This window comes from Asprobacillus argus (assembly GCF_032248395.1).
Lineage (GTDB): Bacteria > Bacteroidota > Bacteroidia > Flavobacteriales > Flavobacteriaceae > Polaribacter > Polaribacter argus.
The window spans coordinates 846,700-858,064 of record NZ_JAVTTO010000001.1; the positions used below are offsets into that span (position 1 = coordinate 846,700).

10 protein-coding genes are annotated in these 11,365 nt (G+C 36.0%); 3 read left to right on the plus strand and 7 right to left on the minus strand.

The features are described 5' to 3' along the window. Positions 1-71: 71 nt before the first annotated feature. The 6 genes from RQM59_RS03800 to metG form a co-directional block, all read right to left on the minus strand. Positions 72-845: an outer membrane lipoprotein-sorting protein gene (locus RQM59_RS03800; RefSeq protein ID WP_349240733.1), complete on the minus strand. Its 774-nt coding sequence runs from the start codon at positions 843-845 to the stop codon at positions 72-74. A 2-nt stretch (positions 846-847) separates the two neighbouring features. Further along, positions 848-3,208 (minus strand): efflux RND transporter permease subunit, encoded by a 2,361-nt coding sequence (locus tag RQM59_RS03805; RefSeq protein ID WP_349240734.1) that lies wholly within the window; start codon positions 3,206-3,208, stop codon positions 848-850. Between the two features lie 219 nt (positions 3,209-3,427). Next, a complete protein-coding gene (locus RQM59_RS03810) occupies positions 3,428-4,018 on the minus strand; it encodes a TetR/AcrR family transcriptional regulator (protein WP_349240735.1) in 591 nt (196 codons plus the stop codon). Between the two features lie 84 nt (positions 4,019-4,102). Then, positions 4,103-4,471, minus strand: a complete 369-nt coding sequence (locus tag RQM59_RS03815) for a hypothetical protein (protein ID WP_349240736.1) — start codon at positions 4,469-4,471, stop codon at positions 4,103-4,105. A 33-nt stretch (positions 4,472-4,504) separates the two neighbouring features. Next, a complete protein-coding gene (locus tag RQM59_RS03820; RefSeq protein WP_349240737.1) occupies positions 4,505-5,407 on the minus strand; it encodes a histone deacetylase family protein in 903 nt (300 codons plus the stop codon). Then, the gene (metG, locus tag RQM59_RS03825; RefSeq protein WP_349240738.1) at positions 5,407-7,476 is read right to left on the minus strand and encodes a methionine--tRNA ligase; all 2,070 of its coding nucleotides are present in this window, start codon (positions 7,474-7,476) and stop codon (positions 5,407-5,409) included. The genes RQM59_RS03820 and metG overlap by 1 nt, the downstream gene beginning before the upstream one ends. Positions 7,477-7,588: 112 nt before the next feature. Here metG and RQM59_RS03830 point away from each other — a divergent pair, with 112 nt between their 5' ends. Genes RQM59_RS03830 through RQM59_RS03840 form a run of 3 tightly spaced genes read left to right on the plus strand, consistent with a single transcriptional unit; the run spans position 7,589 to position 10,742 of the window. Continuing rightward, positions 7,589-8,611, plus strand: a complete 1,023-nt coding sequence (locus tag RQM59_RS03830; protein ID WP_349240739.1) for a S66 peptidase family protein — start codon at positions 7,589-7,591, stop codon at positions 8,609-8,611. Between the two features lies 1 nt (position 8,612). After that, on the plus strand, positions 8,613-9,371 hold the full coding sequence (locus RQM59_RS03835) for a HEAT repeat domain-containing protein (RefSeq protein ID WP_349240740.1): 759 nt from the start codon (positions 8,613-8,615) through the stop codon (positions 9,369-9,371). After that, the gene (locus RQM59_RS03840; protein ID WP_349240741.1) at positions 9,372-10,742 is read left to right on the plus strand and encodes an alanine/glycine:cation symporter family protein; all 1,371 of its coding nucleotides are present in this window, start codon (positions 9,372-9,374) and stop codon (positions 10,740-10,742) included. A gap of 9 nt (positions 10,743-10,751) precedes the next feature. Here RQM59_RS03840 and RQM59_RS03845 read toward each other — a convergent pair whose 3' ends face one another. Then, on the minus strand, positions 10,752-11,315 hold the full coding sequence (locus tag RQM59_RS03845; RefSeq protein ID WP_349240742.1) for a YceI family protein: 564 nt from the start codon (positions 11,313-11,315) through the stop codon (positions 10,752-10,754). Between the last annotated feature and the right edge of the window lie 50 nt (positions 11,316-11,365).

Sequence of the window (11,365 nt, forward strand, 5' to 3'; positions counted from 1 at the left end):
AATCCATCGCTGAACTAACCAAAACCTAACAACTATCAGTAATGAGTTGTCAGTGTTGTTTTAAGATTATATTACTTACCGGCTCTTTTTAAAGAAGCTTGTGTGAAATCATCTTCGGTAAGATTCGCATCAAAGTTGTAATCGCTAAATTTTAATAAAGTTTCTTTATTGCTTTGATGGTTTACCATGTTAAAAGTAGCTGCCCTCCAAAATTTGTTCTTGTACAATTTATAGTCAGAATAAGTCAATGTTTTTAACAAAGCATTCTTACGATCGTAAAAATCTACCTTTTCAATACGATATCCTTTGTCTTTATTATAGGTTACAATTCTTCTTTTATACCCAGACTTTGGATCTACTGGGTCTTGTTCTACCAATAACAGATCACCTTTTGCTTCTAGGAACTTATAGGTGTATTTTTCTACTTCTTGAGACGAAAGATCTTCGTATGCGAATTCACTTCCTACAAAAGGCCCTGACTTATTGTTTGAAGAGATTCTTTTTACTCTTTTAATTGAGGGTAAGAATAACCACTGATCGTCTGATCCTATTTTATGTGTAAAAGTTAATGTTGCAGTCCCCTTAACATCTTTTGGACTATTAAATGCTATTAGAGATTTATCTCCATCTTCTGTTAATTCTAATGTTTTTGTAACCATAGAACGCTGACTGGTTTGTCCGTTTTTGTTTTTCAACGTCATGGTTAACGTGACAATAGAGCTATTGAACCCCAGATCTGCTTTCTCAGCTGCTTTCGCAATTTCTAAGCCTCGATCTTCTGCTGTTTGAGCGTATATTCCTATTGTTAATACTGTGGCTAATGCCGTTAAAACTATTTTTTTCATGTCTATTGTTTTGTATGGTTTGTGGTTGTTTTTTTACTTGTTAAAATGAGTAGAGATGGAAGCAGTACAAAGTCGATAATCAATGCAGCAATAATGATCATTAATGTAATTCGAGCCATATAGCTGTTCAAGGCAAATGATGAGGTAGACAATACTGCGAATCCTGCAATCAGCACTAAAGTTGTTGTTACCAAAGCTTGACCAACAGTTTCAAAGGCATATACCACCGCTTGCTTAGCCGTGTATCCATAATCACGTCGAGCTCTCAAGAACTTACTCATGAAATGGACCGTGTCATCAACTATAATTCCTAAAGTCATTCCAAATACAATGACCATTCCTGTATTGATGGTTCCTTTATAGAGCCACCATAATCCGAAACCAACGATGACTGGAGTAACATTAGGAATGATACTCAGTAGCCCCAGTTTAAAGTTTCGCAATGCGATCATAAGAACAATAGAAATCAATATCAGCGCGATAATGTTTCCGTTAAACATACTATCCGCTTGTCTGAATCCAAGTTTAGAGAACATCAAGGTTGGACTTACTCCCAAGGCGTGCATAGCACCTGGAGCATTGCTCTTTAACCAATCTTCAGCACGTTTAGAAAAAGCGATCATCTCGGCACTGGAATTATTCTTTAAGGTAACGGTAACTCTAGATTCTGATTTGTCTACATTGATCTGATTGTTAAGATCTAAACCAAAAGGCAAGGATAGTTCATACAGCAATAAATATTGAGCTGCTTCCTCTCTGCTTGTAGGTACTCTGTAAAACGATTGATCATCTCCATGCATAGAACGATTGACTCTACGAGCCACTTCGCTAAATGCATTTACATGTGTTACTTCTGGTTGTGTTTCTAACCAGGCTTCAAAATCATGTAAAGTCTGAAGATACTCTGGGTTGTTTATTCCGCCACTTTCTCCGCTGCTTACCGAGAATTCTACATTGTAAAACCCTGTAAGGTTCTCATTAATGAAATCACTATCCGTTCGGAACTTTACTGAATCATCGAAATATTCAACAAACTCGTCATTAAAAACATTTTTTGTCGCCAATACACCTAAAACACCAATAACTACTACTGAAATAACAGTTAATCGAATGGGTTGCTTTATAACATAATTCCCGAGTTTGGTATAGAAAGAAACGGAAGCCTCTTTCGTCTTTACTTTTTTCGATTTTTTCTTCCAAATAGGGAAAATTGCCATCAATGCAGGCAGTAATGTGGTAGAATATAAGAACGCCATGGTCATTCCAAATGCAGCAATATTACCTAGATCCCAAAAAGGTGGAACCTCACCAAAGTTTAGCGTTAGGAATCCAATGATGGTTGTAAGACTTGTAATAAACACAGGCATGAAATTCAGGCGCATACTTTCGATAATCGCAGCCGTTTTTGTATACCCTTCATTACGAACTTTTTGAAGCATCGTGATAAGTATGTGGATACTATCTGCTACCGCAAGTGTTAAGATCATGGTTGGAAATACAGAAGATGGCGGTGTTAACTTAATACCCATTAAACCTACAAAACCAACAGAGCTTGCAATTGAGAAGAATACTACAAATAATGTAGCTAACATGGCAAAAATATTCCTTGTTAGCACTAATGTTACTACAATCACGATGAGGAACATCACCATGGTTAGTGCAAGATCCCTAAAAGAAGCTTCGAAAAAAGCAGTATTTAAAGGAACCAAACCAGTAGTATACATATCAAACTCAGGATGCTTTTCTTGAAAAGCAGCAATCATTTCACGTGTGTTTTTAGTAACTTCAGGAATCTCTTTAGCCGTGTCAATTCCAGGTAATCGCAACGTTACATTGATAGCTGTTACGCTCCCTTTTTCATTGATCAATCGATGCATTAAGAGTGGCTCTTTTAAAGCGACTTCACGTATTTTTGCAATCTCTTCAGGTGTTTTTGCGTGAGATTCGTAAGAAAGGTCATCTACATATAGATCATCGCCCTCTGCACGTGTATACTGAAAGTTTGTAATAGCATCTACCCTGGAAGAATAAGGTGTATTCCATGCCGAAGCTGTTAACTCTTCAATCGCAGATAAATTTTCTTTAGTAAAAACATTTCCATTCATAGGAGCCAATACGATAACTACATTGTCATCTTTAGTGTACTTTTCCTGCAGTGCGTCAAATGCTTCTAGTTCAGGATTGGATTTACTAAAGAAGACATGATAATCTCCATCAAACTCCATTTTTCCTTGAGATGCCAAACCAAGAGCTAGGACCAAGGTTGCAATGACCACAGGCCATTTAAAACGGATAATAAACTCGGCCCATTTCGTAGCAAAGCTTTTTATCAATCCGTTTTTCTGTTTTTGTTGTTCGTTCATTGTTTTAAAATTAGTTGACCAGTCGATTAATTATGATTGGTAATTGATTATTTTCTTTTATGACGATCCTATCTTTACATTTTGGACATTATCGAAAGAAGATAATTAACTCATTGCTTAATTGAATGATCTGGGTTGATTGTTATTTTTTGTTAACGAGTAAATTTCTCATTTATTTTAAATATTTGACCAGTCGTCTATTGTTTGTTTAAATTTTTTTTACAATAGACGTTTAGTCATTCTTAAAAAGTTTTCTACCGGATAAGAACTGTTTGTTTCTTTCATACTTATCATAGCGCCTTTTCCAGCATCTTCTAAAAAACTTGCCATATCATATGCATCAAACGAACCATCTACTTCCCCTGCTTGCTGTGCTTCTTGAATTACCTTAGCAATACCATCAATTAAAACTTTTTCTTTCATTTGAATAGCGTTTCTAATTTTTTCGCTGTGCTCCGACATTTCATTTCCAACATTACACGCCATACACCCACCTGAATACCCTAATTCATCTCTTAAAACTGCCGCTCTAAACTCATGAAAGTTCATTAAGCGTTTTTTTGGGGAAGGTTCTTCACTGTGCAAAATGGCAAAGATCATTTCAAAATTATCCTCAAAATATTTGTTGATTGCCTTTACAGCAAAATCTTCTTTACTGTCAAAATAGAAATAAAAAGATCCTTTCGGAATATCTGCCGCTTTTACGATGTCATTAACACTAGTAGCATTGTACCCTTTACACCATAACAATTCTGTTCCCTTTTCTAAAAGGAAATTTGCTTTTTCGTCATGTTTTAAAGTTGTCGGCATTTTTAAAAATCTTTTGCAAAGATATGACCACTCGTCTAGTAAACCAAATTTTTCATTAAAAATTGTATAATACCTATAATTAAGTTACTGTTTCACCTTAAATCTATTGAAAGAATTTAATTTTACTTGATACTGTCTTGTAATCAATCCATAGGTAGCTGAGGGAGCTAACAAGATACTTCCATAAAAATAGATACCCATAGAACCTACAAATAGTTCGAAACTTATCAAACTCACAATTGTTACCATGACAATGATTAACATGAAAACCTTATGAGACTGTGATTTATGTGCAATAAAATCATTAACATGATACTTATCTTTTTTATGGCAAGCATTGCATGTTAAAGGAAATTCCTTACCCTTCTTCATTTCCAACTCAACTCGATCATCCACTAAAGAGTTAAAGCTTATTTCTGATTTACAGGATTTGCATCTGGTAGATAATTTCATAGCGTTAGGACTAAAAGTCAAATATATAAAAGTCTAGAAGAAAACCTCCTGAGCTAAACGAAAAGTGTTCGCATGCGCTTCCACAATGGTTTTAATATCTGGAGAATAGCCACCACCCATACTACACATCACGGGAATTTCAGCATCTTTACAGGTTTGCAGCACAAAACGATCACGTTCTTTACAGCCTTCCAATGTTAGCGACAGTTTTCCTAATTTATCAGAAGCGATCACATCTGCACCAGAAAGGTAGTAGATAAAATCAGGTTGTATATCCATGATTAATTTTGGAAGTGTTTCTATTAATATGGATAAGTAAGTGTCATCTTGCGTTCCTGTTTCTAATGCTATATCAAGATCACTTTCTTCTTTTTGAAAAGGATAATTATTTTTCCCATGCATAGAAAAAGTAAAAACAGCAGTATCATTGCGAAAAATCTCGGCAGTTCCATTACCCTGATGTACATCTAGATCAACGATCAGGATTTTTTCAGCAAGCCCCTTTTTTAGTAAATACCGGGCACCTACAGCTTGATCATTAAACAGGCAAAATCCTTCTCCTTTGTTTGTGAAAGCATGATGAGTTCCTCCTGCAATATTCATAGCGATACCATTACTAACCGCAAATTCACTGGCTTTCAATGTGCCATCGGTAATGATGATTTCTCTTTCTATGAGCCGTTCACTCAAAGGAAAACCGATCTTTCTGGCGGCTTTCTGATCTAACGTAAGATTCAAAAGATCTGAAACATATTCAGGATCATGTACCTGAAATATGTATTTATTGTTTGGTATTTCCGGCTCGAAAAAATTGTCTAAGCTACAGGTTCCTTCGTGCAATAGTTGCTGATAGATCAACTCATATTTTCCCATCGGAAAACGATGCCCTAAAGGCAACGGATGTTTATAAATGGGATGGTATGCTATTTTAAGCATTAACTGATCTGCTGTCCGTTGGTTACCGCTCTTTCGGGCTCTACAAGAGCCAATTTTCCATCGGGAGTATCTGTCATCAGGATCATACCCTGACTTTCGACACCACGAATCTTTCTTGGCGCTAAATTGGTCAAAACAGTGACTTGCTGTCCAATAATGTCTTCTGGAGCAAAACTTTCAGCAATCCCCGAAACGATGGTTCTAACATCAATACCAACATCGACTTTGAGTTGTAGTAGCTTTTTCGTTTTGGCCACTTTTTCAGCTTCCAAAATAGTACCTACTCTAATGTCTAACTTGGTAAAATCGTCAAACTCGATCGTTTCTTTTTGAGGTTCTACTGTTTTATTAGCCTTTTCATTGGCAAGTTTTGTTGCTTCAAGTTTAGCCAATTGTGTATCCATGGTTTTATCTTCAATCTTAGAAAACAATAACTGTGCTTTTCCTATTTGATGTCCTCCAGGAAGCAACACTTCTTTTTCAGAAACATCTTCCCAAGAAAGACCTCTCGACTCCGCTCGAGGTGACAAGTTGAGAATGGTTTTTAATTTATCAGAAGTGAAAGGCAAGAAAGGCTCAGATAGAACAGCTAACCCTGCGGCGATTTGTAATGCCACATACATGATGGTTTGAACTCTTTTTTCATCTTCTTTAATTACTTTCCATGGCTCTTCATCTGCTAAATATTTATTTCCTAAACGAGCTAAGTTCATCAACTCCTGACTTCCTTCTCTAAAACGATAACGCTCAATAGATTTGCCAATAATATGAGGGAATTGCTTGAGTGCCGCTAATGTATCTTCATCTACCTCAGAAAAATCTCCTGGTTCAGGAATAACCCCGTCATAATATTTGTTACTTAATACAACAACTCTGTTAATGAAGTTTCCGAAAATGGCAACTAGTTCATTATTATTTCTCGCTTGAAAATCTTTCCATGTAAAATCATTGTCCTTACTTTCAGGAGCGTTAGCGGTTAATGTATAACGTAACACATCTTGTTGATCAGGAAACTCTTCCAAATATTCATGTAACCAAACGGCCCAGTTCTTAGAAGTAGATAATTTATTTCCTTCCAAATTCAAAAACTCGTTTGCAGGAACATTATCTGGTAAAATATAATCTCCATGTGCTTTTAACATACTAGGGAAAATAATACAGTGAAATACAATATTATCTTTTCCGATAAAATGCACTAGTTTGGTGTCTTCATCCTTCCAATAATCTTCCCAATTCTTTCCTTCTCTCGCTGCCCATTCTTTGGTAGCAGAAATATATCCAATAGGAGCATCGAACCAAACATATAACACTTTACCCTCAGCACCTTCCACAGGAACGGGAATTCCCCAATCTAGATCACGTGTTACAGCTCTCGGTCTTAAACCATCTTCTACCCAAGATTTTACCTGACCGTACACATTAGGTTTCCAATCTTTTTTATGTCCTTTTAAGATCCACTCACGTAAAAAGCCTTCATGTTTATCTAAAGGTAAGAACCAGTGCTTTGTTTCTTTAATAGTAGGGACATTTCCAGTAATTGCAGATTTTGGGTTGATCAGATCTGTGGCATTATGTGAGGTTCCACAGTTTTCACATTGATCACCATAACTCTCTTCAAATCCACATTTTGGACAGGTACCAACCACAAATCGATCCGCTAAGAATTGATCTGCCTGCGCATCATATAATTGAGCAGTTACCTCTTCTATAAACTCACCTTTCTCATAAAGATCTACAAAAAAGTCTGAAGCGGTCTTATGATGAACCTCTGCTGAGGTTCTGGAATAGTTGTCAAAAGAGATTCCGAAATCTGCAAATGATTGTTTGATAATTCCATGGTACTTATCGATAATATCTTGAGGACTCACACCTTCTTTTTTTGCTCGCATTGGTATAGCAACACCATGCTCATCGCTTCCACAGATATAGGCAACATCGTTTCCTGTTAATCGCAAGTAACGTGCATAAATATCGGCAGGAACATAAACTCCAGCTAAATGACCAATATGAATAGGACCATTCGTATATGGTAAAGCAGCAGTTATGGTATATCTTTTAGGAGCACTCATATATCTTCAGATATTTTTTGGATTAATTTTTGGTTGACAAAAGTACAAAAAAGCAATCAGAACCTATTTTATTAAACCAATGAAAATGGATACATTTACAAAAAGCATTTTTATGAATAGTAAGCATCTGCTGCAATGGATCATTGTCTTTTTTCTATTGAGTAACTTTACAGGAAACTCACAGAAAAAAAAGGATGCACTTGTTAAAAAAACAATGGAACTAAAACGCCCAAAATACTTACAAAAAGGAGATACCATTGCCATTGTGGCAACGGCTGGAATTTTAAAGAATAAAGAAGAGGCTATTGCAAAAGCTAAAGCAACTGCAGAAAGTTGGGGTTTGCACGTGATTATAGGTAAAAATATTTTTAATCAGAATCATCATTTTGCTGGTACAGATAAAGAAAGAACTAATGATTTTCAAAAAGCCTTAGACGATCCTAATATAAAAGCCATTTGGGGCGCAAGAGGCGGCTATGGCTCTGTGCGTATTTTGGATAAGATCAATTTTGAAAAATTCAAACAACAGCCTAAATGGATCATAGGATATTCAGATGTAACGGCCATCCACAGCCATATTCATAATATGGGTATTGAAACCATTCATGGGATGATGGGGACTAGTTTTGATTTTGACCTTGAAGAAAATAAAGAGAGTATTGAGACTTTGAGAAAAACATTGTTTGGAGAAAAAATGAAATATGAAATTACTACCTCAAAATACAACAGGAAAGGAAAGGCCAAAGGACAATTAGTAGGTGGTAACCTTACTATTTTGTTAACGATGTTGGGAAGCGAAAGTCAGCTCAATACAAAAGATAAAATCTTGTTTATAGAGGAGATTGGAGAATACAAGTATCACATAGATCGTATGTTGCAAAGCTTCAAGCGTGCTGGATATTTTGATAACCTTAAAGGATTGATCATTGGTGATATGAGCAACATCAAAAAGAACACAACGAAGTGGGGTAGCACTATAGAACAATTAATTTTGGATGCTGTTTCTGAATATGACTTTCCTGTAGTTTTTGATTTCCCCGCAGGTCACGAAATAGATAACAGAGCCCTTTTGCTAGGCAGAGAAGTGGAAATATTATCAAAGAAATCTAAAACCTATTTAGATTTTACGAAGTAATATGAGGTTCTATGACTTAACAAAAGAAGAGCGAGTTGCTCTGGTTGATAGAATCCATAAAGACATCGCAAATGACCTTGCCCAAGGTCAAACTTCGAATATATTAACCTACTTTTCAGATGCAGATACCTATATTCGAAAATCGGGATATTTAGCTACTGGCAATATTTTCTACCAAGATCACACCTTACGCCCTAAAGTTATACAAAGGCTAAAAACCTTATTGAGCTCAGAGGAAGCTAAAGTTAGACAGACAGTGATAAACGCTGCCGGAGAGATTGGTAAATGTCATTTCGATTTGGTGAAAGACTTTTTTGACATAGGCCTATTTGACGAACATCATTCGGTACGAAATGCGGTTATTGGGTCTATGAAAAAAATGGGTCAGGTAAATCCGCAACCGATTTTGGTATGGTCGGAACCATACTTAACTCATTCGGATAAAGAAGTACGAAGAGAGATTTGCCATGGATTAGAATTAAGAGGGAGGACACATCCTCAAGAGATTTTGCCATTATTACAACAATTAGAATTCGATGAAACCAAAAGGGTTTCAGATACACTTATACATGTATTAGGTCAGATCTCTTATAAAAATGGATGTTTAAAAACAGTAGTTGCTCACTTAAAATCATGGAAAAACAAGGGACTTGTGCAGAAAGCACTGGACGAAATTGTTGATGTACATGATCGATATAAAAGTTTTGCCGTACTTTCACAGCAACAAGCCATAACATACATAGATAAGCATTATAATTAAATGGATTTTATAGGAAAAGCAATACAGGATTTTTCCTCCTTTATTTGGGGGTTACCACTACTTATATTATTAATTGGAGGCGGGCTCTATCTTTTGGTACTATCTAGATTTCTACCTTTTCGATTTTTTGGGCATGCGATTCAAGTACTTCGAGGAAAATATGATGACCCAAATGATCCAGGGCAAATCAGTCATTTTCAAGCTTTGACCACCGCCTTATCTGCAACGGTCGGAATGGGAAATATTTCTGGTGTAGCTGTAGCTATTGCTGTAGGAGGGCCAGGAGCTATTTTTTGGATGTGGATGAGTGCTGTTGTAGGAATGTCTACTAAGTTCTTCACGTCTTCACTAGCTATTATGTTTAGAGGAAAAGATTCTCAAGGAGCACTGCAAGGAGGCCCTATGTATTTTATTACTGAAGGATTAGGAAAAAAATGGAAACCTTTGGCATTGTTTTTTAGCGCTTGTGCGATGATTGGTGCATTGCCAGTTTTTAATGTAAACCAGTTAACTCAGGCTATAAATGATATCATGTTAGAACCAAATGGTATTAAAGAATCAGATACTGGTAATTGGGCAATCGGAATCATATTAGTAATAGTTACCTCTATTGTCATTCTAGGAGGTTTAAAACGCATTAGTAAGGTAACTGCGAAATTGGTTCCCGCAATGGTTTTACTGTATTTTGTATTAGTAATTGTTATTTTGGGTGTACATATTGAGGACGTTCCAAAATACTTTGGGATGATCTTTACAGACGCTTTTTCTGCTGATTTTATTAAACCAGATGCTTTTTTTGGTGGAGCTTTAGGAACATTGATCATTCTTGGAATTCGTAGAGGAGCTTTTTCTAATGAGGCTGGAATTGGAACAGCGCCTATGGCGCATGGCGCAGCTAAAACAACAGAGCCAGCGAGAGAAGGATTAGTAGCAATGCTAGGGCCTTTTATTGATACTATTGTGGTCTGTACGCTTACAGCTTTGGCTATTTTGGTAACGGGAGTATGGCAAACATCAGATGCTAACGGTGTAAGCCTAACAGCTACGGCATTTGGAAACGCAATGCCTGGAGTAGGGAAATATTTATTGATGATCTGTGTGGCAGTTTTTAGTATTTCATCCTTGTTTTCGTATTCATATTATGGAACTAAATCGCTTTCATTTTTGGCTGGAGCTAAGTATAAGAACTACTACAATTATTTATTTATTGCCAGTATTATTGTGGGGGCAACTTCTAGTTTAGATACAATGATCAGTTTAATAGATAGTGCTTTTGCCCTCATGGCCATTCCAACAATGCTAGCGACCATTATTCTCGCACCCAAAGTGATGAAAGAAGCTAAGAAATATATTGCGAAGTTGAAAAATTAACTGTAGCATTTATAAACTTAATTTTACTTCAAATCCAATAGCATCAGAAATAGCGCCGTCTTTCATTTTGCTGTTATAGTTAACTCCCCACCGAGTTCTATCAATTTTAAACTTAGTAGTCATGGTTAAGGCTTCAAAATTAAACTCAACTTGGAAATTAATCGATTTTGTAACCCCTTTAAGTGTTAGATTAGCTTCTATTCTTGCGTGAGTAGCATCATGATAATCTACTTTTGTAATAACTACTTTTGCTGTAGGATATTTTTTCACATCAAAAAAATCTGGATCTTTTAGGTGATTTACAAGACTCTTATTTGCCTTTTTGTTTTTTACATCTGTGCTTTTAATGGAGGTCATATCTATATTAAATTCACCGCCAGTTATTTTCTCATTGGTTTTAATAAAATGACCTTCAATAATGTTAATAGTTCCATCATGCCCTCCAAAATAAAAAGTGTAATATCCATACCAATGCAGTGTGCTTTTAGTAGGATTGACCTTGAGTTTTTCTTGTGCATTTAGCGTTACTGAAAAACTAGCTATAAGCATAGATGCAATAATAATTTTTTTCATGATGTTTTGATTTTCGAGTAAAACTATATTGACCTCAAAAGAAGAGTGTC

Coding starts and splice junctions, on each gene's coding strand:
- RQM59_RS03800 (WP_349240733.1), bottom strand. CDS start 845: ATGAAAAAAATAGTTTTAACGGCATTAGCCACAGTATTAACAATAGGA.
- RQM59_RS03805 (WP_349240734.1), bottom strand. CDS start 3,208: ATGAACGAACAACAAAAACAGAAAAACGGATTGATAAAAAGCTTTGCT.
- RQM59_RS03810 (WP_349240735.1), bottom strand. CDS start 4,018: ATGCCGACAACTTTAAAACATGACGAAAAAGCAAATTTCCTTTTAGAA.
- RQM59_RS03815 (WP_349240736.1), bottom strand. CDS start 4,471: ATGAAATTATCTACCAGATGCAAATCCTGTAAATCAGAAATAAGCTTT.
- RQM59_RS03820 (WP_349240737.1), bottom strand. CDS start 5,407: ATGCTTAAAATAGCATACCATCCCATTTATAAACATCCGTTGCCTTTA.
- metG (WP_349240738.1), bottom strand. CDS start 7,476: ATGAGTGCTCCTAAAAGATATACCATAACTGCTGCTTTACCATATACG.
- RQM59_RS03830 (WP_349240739.1), top strand. CDS start 7,589: ATGAATAGTAAGCATCTGCTGCAATGGATCATTGTCTTTTTTCTATTG.
- RQM59_RS03835 (WP_349240740.1), top strand. CDS start 8,613: ATGAGGTTCTATGACTTAACAAAAGAAGAGCGAGTTGCTCTGGTTGAT.
- RQM59_RS03840 (WP_349240741.1), top strand. CDS start 9,372: ATGGATTTTATAGGAAAAGCAATACAGGATTTTTCCTCCTTTATTTGG.
- RQM59_RS03845 (WP_349240742.1), bottom strand. CDS start 11,315: ATGAAAAAAATTATTATTGCATCTATGCTTATAGCTAGTTTTTCAGTA.